Annotated in this window: 17 protein-coding genes and 1 pseudogene; 11 read left to right on the top strand and 7 right to left on the bottom strand. The window is 70.0% G+C overall.

The window, feature by feature from the left end:
- Window positions 1-3: 3 nt before the first annotated feature.
- Both tal and tkt read right to left on the bottom strand, forming a co-directional pair.
- On the bottom strand, window positions 4-1,122 hold the full coding sequence (gene tal, locus BM536_RS21865) for a transaldolase (RefSeq protein WP_073494540.1): 1,119 nt from the start codon (window positions 1,120-1,122) through the stop codon (window positions 4-6).
- 33 nt (window positions 1,123-1,155) lie between these two features.
- The gene (tkt, locus tag BM536_RS21860) at window positions 1,156-3,243 is read right to left on the bottom strand and encodes a transketolase (protein ID WP_073494539.1); all 2,088 of its coding nucleotides are present in this window, start codon (window positions 3,241-3,243) and stop codon (window positions 1,156-1,158) included.
- 398 nt (window positions 3,244-3,641) lie between these two features.
- On the opposite strand from tkt, the gene BM536_RS21850 reads away from it, so the two are divergent.
- The 3 genes and pseudogenes from BM536_RS21850 (at window position 3,642) to BM536_RS21840 (ending at window position 6,162) form a co-directional block, all read left to right on the top strand.
- Window positions 3,642-4,610, top strand: coding sequence for a heme o synthase (locus BM536_RS21850; RefSeq protein WP_094103514.1), 969 nt, complete (start codon window positions 3,642-3,644; stop codon window positions 4,608-4,610).
- A 10-nt stretch (window positions 4,611-4,620) separates the two neighbouring features.
- Window positions 4,621-4,977 carry a hypothetical protein gene (locus BM536_RS21845; protein ID WP_073494535.1) on the top strand — a complete coding sequence of 119 codons (357 nt, stop codon included), beginning with the start codon at window positions 4,621-4,623 and terminating at the stop codon, window positions 4,975-4,977.
- A gap of 79 nt (window positions 4,978-5,056) precedes the next feature.
- Window positions 5,057-6,162 (top strand): annotated as a pseudogene (locus BM536_RS21840) (amidohydrolase family protein).
- Between the two features lie 72 nt (window positions 6,163-6,234).
- Here the strand turns inward: BM536_RS21840 and BM536_RS21835 are convergent.
- The 4 genes from BM536_RS21835 to BM536_RS21820 form a co-directional block, all read right to left on the bottom strand.
- A complete protein-coding gene (locus tag BM536_RS21835) occupies window positions 6,235-7,245 on the bottom strand; it encodes a COX15/CtaA family protein (RefSeq protein ID WP_094103365.1) in 1,011 nt (336 codons plus the stop codon).
- Between the two features lie 46 nt (window positions 7,246-7,291).
- A complete protein-coding gene (locus BM536_RS21830) occupies window positions 7,292-8,062 on the bottom strand; it encodes an ABC transporter permease (protein ID WP_073494533.1) in 771 nt (256 codons plus the stop codon).
- A gap of 88 nt (window positions 8,063-8,150) precedes the next feature.
- Window positions 8,151-9,128: an ABC transporter ATP-binding protein gene (locus BM536_RS21825; RefSeq protein ID WP_245873687.1), complete on the bottom strand. Its 978-nt coding sequence runs from the start codon at window positions 9,126-9,128 to the stop codon at window positions 8,151-8,153.
- Window positions 9,129-9,213: 85 nt separating this feature from the next.
- Window positions 9,214-10,011, bottom strand: coding sequence for an AAC(3) family N-acetyltransferase (locus tag BM536_RS21820; protein WP_073494529.1), 798 nt, complete (start codon window positions 10,009-10,011; stop codon window positions 9,214-9,216).
- Between the two features lie 161 nt (window positions 10,012-10,172).
- Here BM536_RS21820 and BM536_RS21815 point away from each other — a divergent pair, with 161 nt between their 5' ends.
- From BM536_RS21815 to BM536_RS21780, 8 genes are all read left to right on the top strand, one after another.
- A complete protein-coding gene (locus tag BM536_RS21815) occupies window positions 10,173-10,952 on the top strand; it encodes a helix-turn-helix transcriptional regulator (RefSeq protein ID WP_073494526.1) in 780 nt (259 codons plus the stop codon).
- Window positions 10,949-12,370: a Fe-S cluster assembly protein SufB gene (sufB, locus tag BM536_RS21810; RefSeq protein ID WP_073494524.1), complete on the top strand. Its 1,422-nt coding sequence runs from the start codon at window positions 10,949-10,951 to the stop codon at window positions 12,368-12,370. The genes BM536_RS21815 and sufB overlap by 4 nt, the downstream gene beginning before the upstream one ends.
- A gap of 61 nt (window positions 12,371-12,431) precedes the next feature.
- Window positions 12,432-13,649 (top strand): Fe-S cluster assembly protein SufD, encoded by a 1,218-nt coding sequence (gene sufD, locus BM536_RS21805; protein ID WP_073494522.1) that lies wholly within the window; start codon window positions 12,432-12,434, stop codon window positions 13,647-13,649.
- Window positions 13,649-13,966, top strand: coding sequence for a non-heme iron oxygenase ferredoxin subunit (locus BM536_RS21800; RefSeq protein ID WP_030948995.1), 318 nt, complete (start codon window positions 13,649-13,651; stop codon window positions 13,964-13,966). The genes sufD and BM536_RS21800 overlap by 1 nt, the downstream gene beginning before the upstream one ends.
- 7 nt (window positions 13,967-13,973) lie before the next feature.
- Window positions 13,974-14,738 (top strand): Fe-S cluster assembly ATPase SufC, encoded by a 765-nt coding sequence (sufC, locus tag BM536_RS21795; RefSeq protein WP_073494520.1) that lies wholly within the window; start codon window positions 13,974-13,976, stop codon window positions 14,736-14,738.
- Window positions 14,735-15,991: a cysteine desulfurase gene (locus tag BM536_RS21790; RefSeq protein WP_073494518.1), complete on the top strand. Its 1,257-nt coding sequence runs from the start codon at window positions 14,735-14,737 to the stop codon at window positions 15,989-15,991. The genes sufC and BM536_RS21790 overlap by 4 nt, the downstream gene beginning before the upstream one ends.
- Before the next feature lie 16 nt (window positions 15,992-16,007).
- The gene (gene sufU / locus BM536_RS21785) at window positions 16,008-16,472 is read left to right on the top strand and encodes a Fe-S cluster assembly sulfur transfer protein SufU (protein ID WP_073494516.1); all 465 of its coding nucleotides are present in this window, start codon (window positions 16,008-16,010) and stop codon (window positions 16,470-16,472) included.
- Window positions 16,469-16,801, top strand: coding sequence for a metal-sulfur cluster assembly factor (locus BM536_RS21780; RefSeq protein WP_073494514.1), 333 nt, complete (start codon window positions 16,469-16,471; stop codon window positions 16,799-16,801). The genes sufU and BM536_RS21780 overlap by 4 nt, the downstream gene beginning before the upstream one ends.
- A gap of 271 nt (window positions 16,802-17,072) precedes the next feature.
- On the opposite strand, the gene BM536_RS21775 is transcribed toward BM536_RS21780, so the two are convergent.
- Entirely contained in the window at window positions 17,073-17,909 is an 837-nt protein-coding gene (locus BM536_RS21775) for an AbfB domain-containing protein (protein ID WP_073494512.1), read from the bottom strand.
- Between the last annotated feature and the right edge of the window lie 456 nt (window positions 17,910-18,365).

Raw genomic sequence — 18,365 nt, 5'->3', positions numbered from 1 at the left:
TTCTCAGCCCTCCGAAGGGGCGAGGCGCTGGAGCTCCGCCTCGGTCGACTTGAGCAGGTCGTTCCAGGACGCCTCGAACTTCTCGACGCCCTCGTCTTCCAGGAGCTGCACCACGTCGTCGTACGAGATCCCGAGCTTCTCGACCGCGTCGAGTTCGGCACGGGCCTGCTCGTAGCTGCCGGCCACCGTGTTGCCGGTGACCTCGCCGTGGTCCTCGGTGGCGAACAGGGTCGCCTCCGGCATGGTGTTCACCGTGTTCGGCGCCACCAGGTCGACCACGTACATCGTGTCCCGGTACGCCGGGTCCTTCACGCCGGTGGAGGCCCACAGCGCACGCTGCTTGTTCGCGCCCGCCTTCTCCAGCGCGCTCCAGCGGTCACCCGCGAAGACCTCCTCGTACGCCTGGTAGGCGAGGCGGGCGTTGGCGACGCCGGCCTTGCCGCGGGCGGCCTTGGCCTCGTCGGTGCCGAGCGCGTCGAGCCGCTTGTCGATCTCGGTGTCCACGCGGGACACGAAGAAGGACGCCACCGAGTGGATCAGGGCCAGGTCCAGGCCCTTGGCCTGCGCCTTCTCCAGACCCGCCAGGTAGGCCTCCATGACCTCGCGGTAACGCTCCAGCGAGAAGATCAGCGTGACGTTGACGCTGATGCCGTTGCCGATGACCTCGGTGATGGCCGGCAGACCCGCCTTGGTGGCCGGGATCTTGATCAGCGTGTTGGGGCGGTCGACCAGCCAGGCCAGCTGCTTGGCCTCGGCGACCGTCGCCTTGGTGTGGTGCGCCAGCCGGGGGTCGACCTCGATCGACACCCGGCCGTCCTGCCCGCCGGTGGCGTCGAAGACCGGGCGCAGGATGTCGGCGGCGTCACGGACGTCCGCCGTCGTGATCATGCGGATCGCCTCTTCGACGGTGACCCTGCGGGCGGCGAGGTCGGAGAGCTGCTGGTCGTAGCCGTCGCCCTGCGAGATCGCCTTCTGGAAGATCGACGGGTTGGTGGTGACGCCCACGACGTGCTGCTGGTCCATCAGCTCGGCGAGGTTGCCGGACGTGATGCGCTTGCGCGACAGGTCGTCCAGCCAGATCGCGACGCCCTCCTCGGAGAGGCGCTTGAGTGCGTCTGTCATGGAATTACATCTCCTACGTGTCGTGTGTGGGCGTCAGCGCTGGGCGGCCGCGAGGGATTCCCGGGCCTTGTCGGCCACGTTCTCGGCAGTGAAGCCGAACTCGCGGAAAAGGACCTTGCCGTCGGCCGAAGCACCGAAGTGCTCCAGGGAAACGATGCGGCCGGCGTCCCCGACGTACTTGTGCCAGGTGAGACCGATGCCCGCCTCGACGGCGACCCGGGCCTTCACGGAGGGCGGCAGCACGCTCTCCCGGTACCCCTGGTCCTGCTCCTCGAACCACTCCACGGACGGCATGGACACGACCCGCGTCGGCACCCCGTCGGCTTCGAGCCGCTCGCGCGCCTCGACGGCCACATGCACCTCGGAACCGGTCGCGAGGAGGATCACCTCGGGCGTCCCGAAGGAGGCCTCGAACAGGACGTAACCGCCCTTGGCCGCGTTCTCGTCGGGCTCGTACGTCGGCACGCCCTGGCGGGTGAGGACCAGGCCGTGCGGGGCGCCCTTGCCGAAGACCTTGGTGTAGCGCTTGAGGATCTCGCGCCAGGCGATCGCCGTCTCGTTGGCGTCCGCCGGGCGGACCACGTTCAGGCCGGGGATCGCGCGCAGGGCTGCCAGGTGCTCGACCGGCTGGTGCGTCGGGCCGTCCTCGCCGAGACCGATGGAGTCGTGCGTCCACACGTACGTCACCGGCAGGTGCATCAGGGCCGACAGCCGCACCGCGTTGCGCATGTAGTCGGAGAAGACGAGGAACGTACCGCCGTAGACACGGGTGTTGCCGTGCAGCGCGATGCCGTTCATCTCCGCGGCCATCGAGTGCTCGCGGATGCCGAAGTGGATCGTGCGACCGTACGGGCTCGCCTCCGGCAGCGGGTTGTCCGCCGGGAGGAACGACGACGTCTTGTCGATCGTCGTGTTGTTCGAACCGGCCAGGTCGGCGGAGCCGCCCCACAGCTCGGGGATGACCGCGCCGAGCGCCTGGAGCACCTTGCCGGACGCGGCACGGGTGGCGACACCCTTGCCCGTCTCGAAGACCGGGATCTTCTCCTCCCAGCCGGCCGGCAGCTCGGCGGCGGCGACGCGGTCGAACTCGGCCGCGCGCTCCGGGTTGTTGTCCCGCCACAGCTGGTAGGACTTCTCCCACTCCGCCTTCGCCTGGGCACCGCGCTCCAGGGCCTGCCGGGTGTGGCCGATGACCTCGTCGGAGACCTCGAAGGACTGCTCCGGGTCGAAGCCCAGGACCCGCTTGGTGGCCGCGACCTCGTCGTCGCCGAGCGCCGAGCCGTGCGCGGCCTCGGTGTTCTGCGCGTTCGGGGCCGGCCAGGCGATGATCGAGCGCATCGCGATGAACGACGGCCGGTCGGTGACCTGCTTCGCCGCCTCGATGGCGTCGTACAGGGCGTGCGGGTCGAGGTCGCCGTCCGGCTTCGGGGCGACGCGCTGCACGTGCCAGCCGTACGCCTCGTACCGCTTGACGGTGTCCTCGGAGACGGCCGTCTCGGTGTCGCCCTCGATGGAGATGTGGTTGTCGTCCCACAGCAGCACGAGGTTGCCGAGCCTCTGGTGACCGGCGAGCGAGGACGCCTCGGCGGAGATGCCCTCCTGGAGGCAGCCGTCACCGGCGATGCAGTAGACGAAGTGGTCGAAGGGGGACTCGCCCTGCGGGGCCTCCGGGTCGAACAGACCGCGCTCGTAGCGGGCGGCCATCGCCATGCCCACCGCGTTGGCGACACCCTGGCCCAGCGGACCGGTGGTGGTCTCGACGCCCACGGTGTGCCCGTACTCCGGGTGACCGGGGGTCTTCGAGCCCCACGTCCTGAAGGACTTCAGATCGTCCAGCTCCAGGCCGAAACCGGCCAGGTACAGCTGGGTGTAGAGGGTCAGGGACGAGTGGCCCGCGGACAGCACGAAGCGGTCGCGGCCGACCCAGTCGGCGTCGGCGGGGTCGTGGCGCATCACCTTCTGGAAGAGGGTGTACGCGGCAGGCGCCAGGCTCATCGCCGTACCGGGATGGCCGTTGCCGACCTTCTGTACGGCGTCGGCGGCCAGGACGCGTGCGGTGTCCACGGCCCGCTGGTCCAACTCGGTCCACTCGAGGTCTGTGGTGGTCGGCTTGGTGCTCACCCTGGGTCAGGGCTCCTCTCCACATGTCGAATACCGGTTGCTTCGGGCGCGCGCCCACCGGCTGCCGGTGACTGGATAACCACCGGCCGCTGTCGAGCCTACCCCCGTGAGGACGTGCGTTTTTTCGAGTCATTCCAGACTGCCGGGCCATCCGGGGATCCGCCTCCCGACTGGCCGAAGTCCCATTCGGCACATGAATACGGAGCCGCTCATCTGACCGCTCAATCGAGCCCCAGTGCGAGAGATGAGCGCACCCCCGCATGAGGGCGGAAACGGATGCCGAGGTGCCCCTCCCAACACGACCGCACCCCCGCGAAGGCCGGGGTATGGGCAACGTCTACAGTGGCGTGGTACGCGCGAGCCTTTACCCCGACTTCACATGGGTGGGGCTCGCTGGGATGTCTCTGTCAGGGGTGTGCGTGACGGCCGTTGAATCCCGTCCAGCGGGGGTTATCGGGACGAGCCAGAGCCCGAGCCGGCGGCCGGTGGGGGCCCGCGTCATGGCGTTCGTGGCGCTGACCAAGCCGCGGATCATCGAGCTGCTGCTCATCACCACGGTTCCGGTGATGTTCTTGGCCCAGCAAGGTGTGCCGGACCTCGGTCTGGTGCTGCTCACCTGTCTGGGCGGCTATCTCTCCGCGGGCGGCGCCAACGCGCTGAACATGTACATCGACCGCGACATCGACGCCCTGATGGACCGCACCTCGCAGCGGCCGCTGGTCACCGGGATGGTCAGCCCCCGCGAGTGCCTCGCCTTCGGCATCGGTCTCGCGATCGCCTCGACGCTCCTGTTCGGCCTGACGGTCAACTGGCTGTCCGCCTGGCTCGCCCTCGGCGCGCTCCTCTTCTACGTCGTCGTCTACACGATGATCCTCAAGCGCCGCACCTCGCAGAACATCGTGTGGGGCGGCATCGCCGGCTGCATGCCGGTCCTCATCGGCTGGTCCGCCGTCACCGACTCCCTCTCCTGGGCGCCGGTCGTGCTCTTCCTCGTCATGTTCTTCTGGACCCCGCCGCACTACTGGCCGCTGTCCATGAAGGTGCGCGAGGACTACGCGCGCGTGGGCGTGCCGATGCTGCCGGTCATCGCCTCCAACAAGGTCGTCGCCCGGCAGATCGTGATCTACAGCTGGGTGATGGTCGCCGTCTCGCTGCTGCTGACCCCGCTGGGTTACACCGGCTGGTTCTACACCACGGTCGCCCTCGCGGCCGGCGGCTGGTGGCTGTGGGAGGCGCACTCGCTCCAGAACCGCGCGAAGGCCGAGGCCGAGGGCGGGAAGCTGAAGGAGATGCGGCTGTTCCACTGGTCCATCACCTACGTCTCGCTGCTGTTCGTGGCCGTCGCCGTTCGATCTACCCGTCGGTAGCATCCTGGCCATGGCAGACACCAAGCAGGCTGACGAGACCGCAGACGCCAAGCAGGCCGCCAAGGCCGACCGCACGGCGGCCCGCCTCGCCAAGCGGATCAGCGCCTTCTCCAAGGAACACGGCGGGGCCGAGGGCCAGATCGCCCACCTGGGCGAGCGTGGAGCCCGGATCGTGCTCGTCGGTGAGGACGGCGGCTGGGGCGACCTCGTGGCGCCCGACATGGAGACCGCCGCCAAGGCGGTGGAGAAGTCCGGGATCACCGTCCACGAGGACTTCGACGGCGAGTTCGCCGCCAAGGTGAGGACCGGGCCGTACGAGTGGTCCCGGATGGCCGGGATCCAGGTCGGCGGCCCGCGCAACACCTGAGCAACACCTGACGCCGGGTTCACCCGTTAGGACGTGTGAGGAGTACACCGAGCACACGGTCCAGCCGCGGGAGCCCCGGATGATCGAAACACCGTCCCTGGTGGACCAGTACTGCCACGGAGTCCTGAGAACGGAACTGGGCCTCGGCACCTTCGAGGCCCAGCTGGCCCGCACCGAGGGCCCGCCGGCGGCCGGCACCACGCTGTTCGACACCCAGACCGGCTTCGCGGTACGCCGCTGGTGCCCCCCGCTGCTCGGTCTGGAACCGCACTGCCCGCCCGCCCGCTATCTCGCCCGGCGCCGCGAACTCGGCGTACTGGAGTCGGGCCGCAGGCTGCTGCGCGGCAGCGGAATCACCACCTACCTCGTCGACACCGGCCTGCCCGGCGACCTCACCGGCCCCGAGGAGATCGCCGCCGCGGGCGACGCCGAGGCCCGCGAGATCGTGCGGCTGGAACTCCTCGCCGAGCAGGTCGCCGACACCTCTGGCACCGTCGAGTCCTTCCTCGCCAACCTCGCCGAGGCGGTGCACGGTGCCGCGGCGACCGCCGTGGCCTTCACCTCCGTGGCAGGCGTCCGCCACGGCCTCGCCCTCGCGCCCGAGCCGCCCGGACCGGGGGAGGTCCGGGGCGCCGCGGGCCGCTGGCTCGCCGGACGCCGGGTCGGCGGCGAGCTGAGCGACCCGGTGCTGCTGAGGCACCTGCTGTGGATCGCCGTGGCCTCGGGACGACCCCTGCAACTCCACGCGGGCCTCGGCGAACCGGGCCTGCGCATCGACCGCACCGACCCCGTCCTGCTGACCGACTTCGTCCGCGCGACGGCCGGCCTCGGCACCGACCTGGTCCTGCTGCACGGCTACCCCTACCACCGGCACGCCGCCCACCTCGCGGGCGTCTTCCCGCACGTCTACGCCGACTCCGGGGCAGCCCTCGTCCGCACCGCGCCCGCGCGGCGACGGTCCTCGCGGAGATCCTGGAGCTGGCCCCCTTCGGCAAGATCCTTTTCTCCAGCGGCGCCCGGGGCCTGCCCGAACTGCACGTGGTCGGCGCCCGCCTGTTCCGCGAGGCCCTGGCGCGGGTGCTGGGCGGCTGGGTGACCGAGGACGCCTGGTCGCTCCCGGACGCCCAGCGGGTGGCCGGCCTGCTCGCGGCGGGGAACGCGCGGCGGGTCTACGGGCTCGGCTGAGCGACTCCCGCACGGGCCGGACGGCGCCGGGCCCGCGGGGCCGGGCCGGCGCGCGGCGGGCCTACCGCCGCGTCACGCGCGTGAGCCGACCGTCGCCTCCGTCGCGGGGCCCGGCAGGTCGACGGCCGGCTCCGCGCGCTCGCGCAGGGCCAGCAGTACGCGGATGACCGCGATCCACACCAGCGCCGAGCCGAGCATGTGCAGGCCGACCAGAAGTTCGGGAAGGTCCGTGAAGTACTGGACGTACCCGATGACGCCCTGGGCGAGGAGGACCACGAAGAGGTCGCGGGTGCGGTCCAGTGCGAGCCTGGGGGAGTCGACGGCCTTGAGGACGAACCACAGGGCGAAGGTCAGCGTCACCACGATCCAGGCCAGCACCGCGTGCGCCTTGCTGACGGTCTCCCAGTCCAGCGGCATCCGCTCGACCTCGCTGGAGTCGCCCGCGTGCGGGCCCGCGCCGGTCACCACCGTGCCGACCAGGATCAGCAGGACCGTGGCCGCGACGAGCACCCGGACGAGCTGCTGCACCGACTTCCCGACCAGCGGACGGGCCTCCGTGTCACCCTCGCGCGTGCGCTGCCACATCACCACGGCGATCGCGATGAGCGCCGAGGTCGCCACGAAGTGCGCGGCGACCGTGTACGGGTTGAGGCCGACGAGGACCACGATGCCGCCGAGCACGGCGTTGCTCATGACCACCCAGAACTGGGCCCAGCCCAGCCGGGTGAGGCTGCGCCGGTACGGCTTCTGCGCGCGGGCGGCGATGATCGCCCAGCCCACCGCGGCGCACAGCACGTACGTCAGCAGGCGGTTGCCGAACTCGATGGCGCCGTGGAGGCCCATCGCGCCGGTCGTGGTGAGCGAGTCGTCGGTGCACTTGGGCCAGGTCGGGCAGCCGAGGCCGGAGCCGGTGAGCCGTACGGCTCCGCCGGTGACGACGATGACCACCGACATCACGAGCGCGGTGAGCGCCGCCCGCTGGACCGTCCGGGGGGCCGGGGTCCAGCGTTCGGCGATGAAGGCGAGGGGGTTGCGCACGGCTGCTACGGCGTCGGCGCGGGTCACGTTCGGCACGCCGTCCATCGTAAGGGGCCGCTTGTGCACGCTTTCACGAGGGTCCCGGAGAGGGTCATTCCCACCGGAAGAACCGGCCGGCGGCGGCCAGGCCGACGACCGCCCACACGGCGAGGATCCCCAGGTCGCCCCACGGCATCCCGGCCCCGTGCTGGAGCACGTCCCGCAGCCCGTCCGACAGCGCCGAGATCGGCAGCAGAGCGAGCACGTCCTGGGCGCCGGAGGGGAACTCGTCCAGCGGCACGATCACCCCGCCGCCCACCAGCAGCAGCAGGAACACCAGGTTGGCCGCGCCCAGCGTGGCCTCCGCCCTCAGCGTGCCCGCCATCAGCAGACCGAGCCCCGAGAAGGCCGCGGTGCCGAGGACCAGCAGCAGCACGACGGCGAACGGGTTGCCGTGCGGCGACCAGCCCAGCGCGAAGGCGATCACCGTCAGCAGGACGATCTGGAGGACCTCCGTGACCAGCACGGCAAGCGTCTTCGCGGTCATCAGTCCCCAGCGGGGGAGCGGGGAGGCCGCGAGCCGCTTGAGGACGCCGTAACGGCGCTCGAAGCCGGTCGCGATGGCCTGCCCGGTGAACGCCGTCGACATCACGGCGAGCGCGAGGACGCCGGGGGTCAGGAAGTCGACGGCCTCGCCGGCGCCCGTGTCGATGATGTCCACCGAGCTGAACAGCACCAGCAGCAGGGTCGGGATCACGACGGTGAGCAGCAACTGCTCACCGTTGCGCAGCAGCATCCGCGTCTCCAGCGCCGCCTGGGCCCTGATCATGCGGGGCAGGGGTGCGGCCCCCGGCTTCGGCGTGTACGTGCCGGTGGTCGTCATGAGCGCAGCTCCTTGCCGGTCAGCTCCAGGCTGTGCCCTTCCGGGGGGCGACCCCCGGACCCCCGGCCGATTTCCTGGCGGGTTGGAATCACGAGCGCAGCTCCTTGCCGGTCAGTTCCAGAAAGACGTCTTCGAGGGTGTGCCGCTCCACCGAGATCCGGTCCGGCATCACCCCGTGCTGTGCGCACCACGAGGTCACCGTCGCCAGCATCTGCGGGTCGACCTTGCCGGTGATCCGGTAGGAGCCCGGCGTCAGTTCGGCGGCCGCGCTGTCGGCGGGCAGCGCCTTGAGCAGGGAGACCACGTCCAGGCCTGGGCGGCCGCCGAAACGGAGCGTGTTCTCGGCGCCGCCGCGGCACAGCTCCTCCGGGGAGCCCTGCGCGATGACCTTGCCCGCGTCGATGATCGCGACGTCGTCGGCGAGCTGCTCGGCCTCGTCCATGTGGTGGGTGGTCAGGATGACCGAGACCCCGTCCGCGCGCAGGTCACGGACCAGGTCCCAGGTGGCGCGGCGGGCCTGCGGGTCGAGACCGGCGGTCGGCTCGTCCAGGAACACCAGCTCCGGGCGCCCCACGACGGCCATCGCCAGCGCGAGGCGCTGCTGCTGGCCCCCCGACAGCCGCCGGTACGTCGTCCGGCCGCAGCTGCCCAGCCCCAGCCGCTCGACCAACGCGTCCACGTCCAGCGGATGCGCGTGCAGCCTGGCGACGTGCCGCAGCATCTCGTCGGCCCGCGCGCCCGAGTAGACGCCTCCGGACTGGAGCATCACACCGATCCGGGGGCGCAGCTCCGCGGCCTGGCGCACCGGGTCGAGGCCGAGGACCCGGACGGTGCCGGAGTCCGGCTTCCGGTAGCCCTCGCAGGACTCCACGGTCGTCGTCTTGCCCGCGCCGTTGGGGCCGAGTACGGCCGTCACGCCCGCCTCGGCCACCAGGTCGAGGCCGTCCACCGCGGTCTTCGTGCCGTACCGCTTCACCAGGGCCCGGACCTCGATGAGGGGGTGCGGCGCCGAGCGCCTCGTCGAGGGGTGGTGGTCGGGTGACGGGCGGGCGGGCTCGCTTCGCATGGGTCCAGAGTCTAGGTTCGCGAACGAGCACCCGGATCGGCGGGGGCGAGAAGCCGCCACCGCCCCCGGGCGCGGCGGGCGGGCCTCAGACCTCCTCCGCGCGCGAGCGGTGCACCGCGAGCCACCGCTGCGCGTAGGCCACCGCGTCCGCCACCGGGAACAGCCGGGCGTCGGCCGCGCCCACCTTCGCGCGGACGACGGGGCGGTCCCGTTCGAAGTCGTGGCCCAGCTCGTCGAACCGGTCCGAGTCGATCGACACCTCGGTCACCACCTCCCAGCCGGCCGGTCCCGGCCGGCCCACGCCCACGAGCGGTGCCGGTATCCGGTACTCGGCCAGGTGGAAGCTGGTGCAGGTGTCGTAGCCGGCCCCCAGCAGGAGCACCCGGGCGCCGAGCGCCTCCAGCTTGGCCAGCGGGCTGCGCTCGCCGAGCCGGCAGTCGCGGGCGTGGCCTGCGGTCACCTCCGCGGCGCGCGGGCCGAGCGCCGCGAACGAGGTCTGGGGGTGGGCGCTGCGCAGGGCACCCGGCCAGGTCCGTACGGTCTCCGGGACGACGCCGACGCCGAGGCTGGGCGTGACGAGGGGGTCGTAGGCGGGCATGGTGGCCCGGATCGTGTCCCACCAGGCCTCGGGGACCGGCGGGTTCTCCCAGTGGGAGGGGTCCGAGAGGGCGCCTGACTGGGTGGGGACCACCAGAGTGCCGTGCGGTCCGAGCGCGTCGAGCAGTCCCCGGACGACTGCGACAGCCCCTCCACAGACCCATCCCAGGGAGCTGAGGGAGGAGTGCACCAGGAGGATTTCGCCGGGTTCGACCCCTAGTGCGCGCAGGTCGGTCGCGAGGGTGCCCCGGGTGACAAGAGGGCCGGTGGGAGGGGGTGTGGGCATGGTTGCGGAGTCTTCCGGACGGGGCTCGCGGACGCGACCGGTTTGATCGATCAAAGATCGTTCGCGCAGGTCAGATTAGGTAAACCTAAGTGACGCAGGGCACCGACCGGTGATCCGGACGCGGGTTGCCTGCCCCTGAGGAATTACGCAACAATGGCGTTGTGAAAAACGTCGGCGAGGCTCGGGTGACCCCCGCGGGGACCCCTCAGGAAGAGCTGGCGACCGGTGAGCGCTCCACGCGCAACCGCGTCGCACGCTCCATCCTGGACCACGGGCCCTCGACCGTCGCCGAGCTGGCCGGACGACTGGGGCTCACCCAGGCGGCCGTGCGCCGACATCTGGACGCGCTGGTCGCCGACGACGTCGTGGAAGCGCGTGAGCAGCGGGTGTACGGAGCGCGGACGCGCGGGCGTCCCGCGAAGGTCTTCGCGCTCACCGACTGCGGACGCGACGCCTTCGACCAGTCCTACGACAAGCTCGCCGCGGACGCCCTCCGCTTCATCCAGGAGCGGCTCGGCGGGGACGAGGCCGTCGTCGCCTTCGCTCGCGCGAGGATCGCCGAACAGGCCGCCGGGTACCGCGAGGCGGTCGAGGCCGCCGCCCCCGACCAGCGCACCCAGGCCCTGGCCAAGGCCCTGAGTGCGGACGGGTACGCTGCAACGGCGCGCAGCGCACCGGTCGGCGAGCAGCTGTGCCAGCACCACTGCCCCGTCGCCCACGTCGCGGAGAAGTTCCCGCAGCTGTGCGAGGCGGAGACCGAGATCTTCTCCCAACTGCTCGGAACGCACGTCCAGCGACTGGCGACGATCGCGCACGGCGACGGCGTCTGCACGACGTTCATCCCCAAGAATTCCCATACTGCTGATCACACCGCTGGTCACAGCACTGATCACACCCCTGATATCGCATCTGCAAGCACGGCCGGGAGGAACCCCGCATGACTCTCCCCACGGAGACTGCCCACCCCGAACTCGAGGGCCTGGGTAAGTACGAATACGGCTGGGCCGACTCCGACACGGCCGGCGCGTCTGCGAAGCGCGGCATCAGCGAGGACGTCGTCCGCGACATCTCGTCGAAGAAGAACGAGCCGGAGTGGATGACCAAGCTCCGTCTCAAGGGCCTGCGCCTGTTCGAGAAGAAGCCCATGCCGAACTGGGGCTCGGACCTGTCGGGCATCGACTTCGACAACATCAAGTACTTCGTGCGTTCCACGGAGAAGCAGGCGGAGTCCTGGGAGGACCTGCCCGAGGACATCAAGAACACGTACGACAGGCTCGGCATCCCCGAGGCGGAGAAGCAGCGCCTCGTCGCCGGTGTCGCCGCCCAGTACGAGTCCGAGGTCGTCTACCACCAGATCCGCGAGGACCTGGAGGAGCAGGGCGTCATCTTCCTCGACACCGACACCGCCCTGAAGCAGCACCCGGAGCTGTTCAAGGAGTACTTCGGGACCGTCATCCCGGTCGGCGACAACAAGTTCGCGTCGCTGAACACCGCGGTGTGGTCCGGCGGCTCCTTCATCTACGTGCCGAAGGGCGTGCACGTCGAGATCCCGCTCCAGGCCTACTTCCGCATCAACACGGAGAACATGGGCCAGTTCGAGCGGACCCTGATCATCGTCGACGAGGGTGCCTACGTGCACTACGTCGAGGGTTGTACGGCCCCGATCTACAAGTCGGACTCGCTGCACAGCGCGGTCGTCGAGATCATCGTCAAGAAGAACGCCCGCTGCCGTTACACGACCATCCAGAACTGGTCGAACAACGTCTACAACCTGGTCACCAAGCGCGCCGTCGCCTACGAGGGCGCGACCATGGAGTGGATCGACGGCAACATCGGCTCCAAGGTGACGATGAAGTACCCGGCCGTCTACCTGATGGGCGAGCACGCCAAGGGCGAGACCCTGTCCATCGCCTTCGCGGGCGAGGGCCAGCACCAGGACGCCGGCTCCAAGATGGTCCACATGGCGCCGAACACCTCGTCCAACATCGTGTCGAAGTCCGTCGCCCGCGGTGGCGGCCGTACCTCCTACCGTGGTCTGGTGGAGATCGGCGAGGGCGCCCACGGCTCCAAGTCCAACGTGCTGTGCGACGCGCTGCTCGTGGACACCATCTCCCGCTCCGACACGTACCCGTACGTGGACGTCCGCGAGGACGACGTGTCCATGGGCCACGAGGCGACCGTCTCCAAGGTCTCCGACGACCAGCTCTTCTACCTGATGAGCCGTGGTCTGAGCGAGTTCGAGGCGATGGCCATGATCGTGCGCGGCTTCGTCGAGCCCATCGCCAAGGAGCTGCCGATGGAGTACGCGCTGGAGCTCAACCGGCTGATCGAGCTGCAGATGGAAGGCGCGGTCGGTTAGGACCCGCCGCCCCGAAGCAGTCGCCAGATTTCTGACGTAGGAAGAGAGCAGACCGACAGCCATGGCTGAGGCTCAGAACGCCCCCACCCTCAACTCCGTTAGGGCGGGGGGACCCCCACCGGTGGGATCCACCACTGCCGGCCAGATCGCGGTGGCCGCCGAGTCCACCGTCGCGACGCGCATGAGCGCGCCCCCCTCCTTCGACGTGGCGGACTTCCCGGTCCCGCACGGCCGTGAGGAGGAGTGGCGGTTCACCCCGCTGGAGCGGCTGCGTGGCCTGCACGACGGCACCGCGGTCGCCACCGGCGACGGTGTGAGGATCGACATCGACGCCCCGGCGGGCGTCGTCGTGGAGACCGTCGGCCGTGACGACGCGCGCCTCGGCCGGGCGGGCGCCCCCGTGGACCGCGTCGCCGCCCAGGCGTACTCGGCGTTCGAGAAGGCCGGTGTCGTCACCGTCCCCAAGGAGACGGTCCTCACCGAGCCGATCCGCATCGCCGTGCACGGCCAGGGCGGGGTCGCCTACGGGCACCAGGTCATCGAGCTGGGAGCCTTCGCCGAGGCCGTCGTCGTCATCGACCACACTGGCGACACCGTGCTCGCCGCCAACGTCGACTACATCCTCGGGGACGGCGCCAAGCTGACCGTCGTCTCCGTCCAGGACTGGGACGACAAGGCCGTGCACGTGGGCCAGCACAACGCGCTGATCGGCCGGGACGCGACCTTCAAGTCGTTCGTGGTCACCTTCGGCGGCGACCTCGTCCGGCTGCACCCGCGCGTCGCGTACGCCGGCACCGGCGGCGAGGCCGAGCTGTTCGGCCTCTACTTCACCGACGCGGGCCAGCACCAGGAGCACCGTCTCCTCGTCGACCACAACACCCCGCACTGCAAGTCGAACGTCGCCTACAAGGGCGCCCTCCAGGGCGACGGGGCGCACGCGGTGTGGATCGGCGACGTGCTGATCGAGGCCACGGCCGAGGGCACGGACACCTACGAGATGAACCGCAATCTGGTTCTGACCGACGGTGCCCGCGTCGACTCCGTGCCCAACCTGGAGATCGAGACCGGCGAGATCGTCGGCGCCGGCCACGCCTCGGCGACCGGCCGCTTCGACGACGAGCAGCTGTTCTACCTGATGGCCCGCGGCATCGCCGCCGACGACGCCCGCCGCCTGGTGGTGCGCGGCTTCTTCGCCGAGCTGGTGCAGCAGATCGGTGTCGACGACATCGAGGAGCGCCTCCTCGTGAAGATCGACGCAGAGCTGGAGGCCACCCTCTGATGGCCTTCGTACGCGCCTGTGGACTGAGCGAGCTGGAGGAGGACACCCCCAAACGGGTGGAACTCGACGGCACACCGGTCTCGGTCGTGCAGACCGAGGGGGAGGTGTTCGCCATCCACGACATCTGCTCGCACGCGAACGTCTCGCTCTCCGAGGGCGAGGTGGAGGACTGTCAGATCGAGTGCTGGCTGCACGGATCCGCGTTCGACCTCCGCACCGGCAAGCCGTCCGGCCTTCCCGCGACGCGCCCCGTCCCCGTATACCCCGTAAAGATCGAAGGGGACGACGTTCTCGTCTCCCTCACCCAGGAGTCCTGAGGCACCCATGGCAACGCTTGAAATCCGAGACCTGCACGTCACCGTCGAGGCCGACAACGCCACGAAGGAGATCCTCAAGGGTGTCGACCTGACCGTGAAGCAGGGCGAGACGCACGCCATCATGGGCCCCAACGGCTCGGGCAAGTCCACCCTCGCCTACTCGCTCGCGGGTCACCCTAAGTACACGATCACCGGCGGGACCGTCACCCTCGACGGCGAGGACGTCCTGGAGATGTCCGTCGACGAGCGTGCCCGCGCCGGCCTGTTCCTCGCGATGCAGTACCCGGTCGAGGTCCCCGGCGTCTCGGTCTCCAACTTCCTGCGCACCTCCGCCACCGCCATCCGTGGCGAGGCCCCCAAGCTGCGTACCTGGGTGAAGGAGGTCCGTGAGGCCATGGAGCGCCTCAACATGGACCCGGCCTTCGCCGAGCGCAACGTCAACGAGGGCTTCTCCGGCGGTGAGAAGAAGCGCCACGAGATCCTCCAGCTGGAGCTGCTCCGGCCGAAGGTCGCGATCCTCGACGAGACGGACTCCGGCCTGGACGTCGACGCGCTGCGCGTCGTCTCCGAGGGCGTGAACCGAGTCCGCGAGACCGGTGAGGTCGGCACCCTGCTGATCACGCACTACACGCGCATCCTGCGCTACATCAAGCCCGACTACGTCCACGTCTTCTCCGCGGGCCGGATCGTCGAGTCCGGCGGCGCCGAGCTGGCCGACAAGCTGGAGAACGAGGGCTACGAGGTCTACACGAAGGGTGGCGCATCAGCGTGACGCAGCTGCCGGGCCTCCTCGACACCGAGGCGATCCGCAAGGACTTCCCGATCCTGGACCGCATGGTCCACGACGACCGGAAGCTCGTGTACCTGGACAACGCGGCGACCTCGCAGAAGCCGCGCCAGGTGCTGGACGCCCTCAACGAGTACTACGAGCGGTACAACGCCAACGTCCACCGCGGTGTGCATGTGCTCGCCGAGGAGGCCACGGCGCTGTACGAGGGTGCGCGTGACAAGGTCGCGGAGTTCATCAACGCGCCCAGCCGCGACGAGGTCATCTTCACCAAGAACGCCTCCGAGTCGCTGAACCTGGTCGCGAACATGCTGGGCTGGGCCGACGAGCCCTACCGCGTGGACGCCGAGACCGAGATCGTCATCACGGAGATGGAGCACCACTCCAACATCGTGCCGTGGCAGCTGCTGTCCCAGCGCACGGGCGCGAAGCTGAAGTGGTTCGGCCTCACCGACGACGGCCGCCTCGACCTGTCCAACATCGACGAGATCATCACCGAGAAGACGAAGATCGTCTCCTTCGTGCTGGTGTCGAACATCCTGGGCACGATCAACCCGGTCGAGGCGATAGTGCGCCGCGCGCAGGAGGTCGGCGCACTGGTGTGCATCGACGCCTCCCAGGCCGCGCCGCACATGCCGATGGACGTACAGGCCCTCCAGGCCGACTTCGTGGCCTTCACCGGCCACAAGATGTGCGGTCCGACCGGCATCGGCGTCCTCTGGGGCCGCCAGGAGCTGCTGGAGGACCTGCCCCCGTTCCTGGGCGGCGGCGAGATGATCGAGACGGTGTCGATGCACTCCTCGACCTACGCGCCCGCTCCCCACAAGTTCGAGGCGGGTACCCCACCGATCGCGCAGGCGGTCGGTCTGGGCGCGGCGATCGACTACCTGTCCGCGATCGGCATGGACAAGATCCTCGCCCATGAGCACGCGGTCACCGAGTACGCGGTGAAGCGGCTCGGCGAGGTCCCCGGCCTGCGGATCATCGGCCCGGCCACGGCCGAGGAGCGGGGCGCCGCGATCTCCTTCACGCTCGGCGACATCCACCCGCACGACGTGGGCCAGGTCCTCGACGAGCAGGGCATCGCGGTCCGCGTCGGACACCACTGCGCGCGCCCGGTCTGCCTGCGCTACGGAATTCCCGCGACCACGCGAGCGTCGTTCTACCTGTACTCCACGCCTGCCGAGATCGACGCGTTGGTCGAGGGCCTGGAGCACGTACGGAACTTCTTCGGCTGAGGGGCGTGCTGAAACCGTGAAGCTGGATTCGATGTACCAGGAAGTCATCCTGGACCACTACAAGCACCCGCACGGGCGGGGCTTGCGGGACGGCGATGCCGAGGTGCACCACGTCAACCCGACGTGCGGTGACGAGATCACGTTGCGGGTGAAGTACGACGGCACGACGATCAGCGACGTCTCGTACGAGGGCCAGGGCTGTTCGATCAGCCAGGCCTCCGCCTCCGTGCTGAACGACCTGCTGGTCGGCAAGGACCTGGCCGATGCGCAGAGGATCCAGGAGACCTTCCTGGAGCTGATGCAGTCCAAGGGCCGGGTCGAGCCGGACGAGGCGATGGAGGAGGTGCTGGAGGACGCGGTCGCGTTCGCCGGTGTCTCCAAGTACCCGGCACGGGTCAAGTGCGCCCTCCTGAGCTGGATGGCGTGGAAGGACGCGACGGCCCAGGCGCTGGGCGCCGACGCCGAAAGGAAGACGGCATGAGCGAGACCGTTGAGATGAAGCCGGCCTCCGAGGAGGAGGTCCGCGAGGCGCTGTACGACGTCGTCGACCCCGAACTGGGCATCGATGTCGTCAACCTCGGGCTGATCTACGGCATCCACATCGACGACGCGAACATCGCGACGATCGACATGACCCTGACGTCCGCGGCCTGTCCGCTGACGGACGTCATCGAGGACCAGGCGAAGTCCGCCACGGACGGCCTGGTCAACGAGTTGCGGATCAACTGGGTCTGGATGCCGCCGTGGGGCCCGGACAAGATCACGGACGACGGCCGCGAGCAGCTTCGCGCACTGGGCTTCAACGTCTGAGATTCCGCGGCACCCCCGCAGCACAAGAACGGCGGCGTCCCCTGCGGACGCCGCCGTTCTCTGTCTTCGTCTTCTTCCGGCGCGCTCCTAGGGCCTGTCGTTTGGATCAGGTCGCGGGAAGTCGACAGCGCTGTTCAGTGCCGGTGAGCGGGGTCGGTGCGTGCGGCCGCAAGGCGGAGGAGGGCGTTGCCGCGGAGCGTCGGCAACCGACGACAACGCGGCAGATGCGCGTGCCGGACCCCGCGTCTGCGGCGTGATCCGAACGACCAGCCTAGGCCAGCCCCTCCACGAGCCGGAAGGCGGAGTCGGAGGCGTACTGCCCGCCGTGCTCATACCGCTCCAGCTTCACCTGGAAGTTCTGGTGGCGGAGGAAGTACCCCGGATAGTTCACCGACTCCAGCATGACCGCGCCGAGGTGGGAGGCGCGGGCGCAGAAGGTGGCGTCCTGCCGGAACAGTGAGGAGCCGTCGTCGCGTTCCGCGCGCAGGACGAAGTCGCGGTGGCGCAGATGGGTCCCGTCGGACGTGCGGAACGAGTGACACGAGGCGTCGGCAAGTCCCTTGACCACGGTGAACGTGGCGTCCGCACGGAACTCGGACCCTCCGGCCACTTCGAGCCGCACCCGCCCGTCGCCCACCCGCCAGTGACGGTCGGGGTGGTTGACGGACTGCACCGAGCGCCGCACGACCGCGGGCTCCGGATCGGAACCGCCGCCGGCGGCCGGGGCCGACGGGGAGGGCGAGGCCGAAGCAGACGCCGGGGAACCGCCGTTCGGCGAAGGCGAAGCGGAGGAGGAGGCCGAAGCCGACGGAGAAGCACCCCTCTGCGTGGCGGAAGCCGAGGGCGACCCGCTCACCGTGGGGGAGGCGAACGAGATGAGCCCCGACGAGGTCTCCTTGTCGGACGTCGTCCGCCCTTCTCCGGAGGCTGACCTCTCGTCAGAGGGCCGGTCCGTGAGGGAGACGGTGGCGACGCAGGCCACGACGGTGGCGACGGCGAGGACACCGGCCAGCCACAGCCGTCGCGTTCCGGGTGCCCGGGAGGTGTCCGGGGCCCAGCCGTGCTCCCAGAGGGGCTCCTGGGGAGGCCGGGACTTGTTGTCTGGCATGCGCTGTTCCTCCAGCGGCGCCCGAGTGGGCGGCCACGGCTGCGATGGCCCGGTGTGTGAACGGTGAAACAGTAGTGGAACGAGTGACTCCCGAGCAGCCGTTTGAGTGAGCGGTTTCCATAACGGTTCCCCGGCACCGCGGGAACGGTTCCCCGGCACCGAGGGAACGGTTCCCCGGCACCGAGGGAACGGTTCCCCGGCACCGAGGGAACGGGTTTCCGAGCACCGGGGGATGGCCGAACGGGCCGGGTGCGGGCCGTCTCGGCGCATCCGAAGCTCCGTCGCGTGGCCCGGCTCTGCCCCGTAGGACCATGGCGGCGCCTGGCAGTACGCCCAACCGGCGAGGGCTCGACGCACCACCACGGCGCCGACCCCACCCACTCACCTCCGCGCCCCTGCCCACCACCCTCCGCGCCCTCACCCACCAACCTCGCCGTCCCCGCCTCGCCCCTCCCC

The organism is Streptomyces phaeoluteigriseus (assembly GCF_001896135.2).
In the GTDB taxonomy this organism is placed as follows: domain Bacteria; phylum Actinomycetota; class Actinomycetes; order Streptomycetales; family Streptomycetaceae; genus Streptomyces; species Streptomyces phaeoluteigriseus.
Note: the sequence above shows the minus strand (reverse complement) of the source record. Positions and strands in the feature narration are given on the sequence as shown.

Excerpts from the sequence above, each read along its gene's own strand:
- BM536_RS21830 (WP_073494533.1), bottom strand. The coding sequence starts at position 8,062 with ATGACGACCACCGGCACGTACACGCCGAAGCCGGGGGCCGCACCCCTG.
- BM536_RS21850 (WP_094103514.1), top strand. The coding sequence starts at position 3,642 with ATGTCTCTGTCAGGGGTGTGCGTGACGGCCGTTGAATCCCGTCCAGCG.
- sufB (WP_073494524.1), top strand. The coding sequence starts at position 10,949 with ATGACTCTCCCCACGGAGACTGCCCACCCCGAACTCGAGGGCCTGGGT.
- tal (WP_073494540.1), bottom strand. The coding sequence starts at position 1,122 with ATGACAGACGCACTCAAGCGCCTCTCCGAGGAGGGCGTCGCGATCTGG.
- sufD (WP_073494522.1), top strand. The coding sequence starts at position 12,432 with ATGGCTGAGGCTCAGAACGCCCCCACCCTCAACTCCGTTAGGGCGGGG.
- BM536_RS21835 (WP_094103365.1), bottom strand. The coding sequence starts at position 7,245 with ATGGACGGCGTGCCGAACGTGACCCGCGCCGACGCCGTAGCAGCCGTG.
- sufC (WP_073494520.1), top strand. The coding sequence starts at position 13,974 with ATGGCAACGCTTGAAATCCGAGACCTGCACGTCACCGTCGAGGCCGAC.
- BM536_RS21800 (WP_030948995.1), top strand. The coding sequence starts at position 13,649 with ATGGCCTTCGTACGCGCCTGTGGACTGAGCGAGCTGGAGGAGGACACC.
- BM536_RS21845 (WP_073494535.1), top strand. The coding sequence starts at position 4,621 with ATGGCAGACACCAAGCAGGCTGACGAGACCGCAGACGCCAAGCAGGCC.
- BM536_RS21775 (WP_073494512.1), bottom strand. The coding sequence starts at position 17,909 with ATGCCAGACAACAAGTCCCGGCCTCCCCAGGAGCCCCTCTGGGAGCAC.
- BM536_RS21780 (WP_073494514.1), top strand. The coding sequence starts at position 16,469 with ATGAGCGAGACCGTTGAGATGAAGCCGGCCTCCGAGGAGGAGGTCCGC.
- BM536_RS21825 (WP_245873687.1), bottom strand. The coding sequence starts at position 9,128 with ATGCGAAGCGAGCCCGCCCGCCCGTCACCCGACCACCACCCCTCGACG.
- BM536_RS21820 (WP_073494529.1), bottom strand. The coding sequence starts at position 10,011 with ATGCCCACACCCCCTCCCACCGGCCCTCTTGTCACCCGGGGCACCCTC.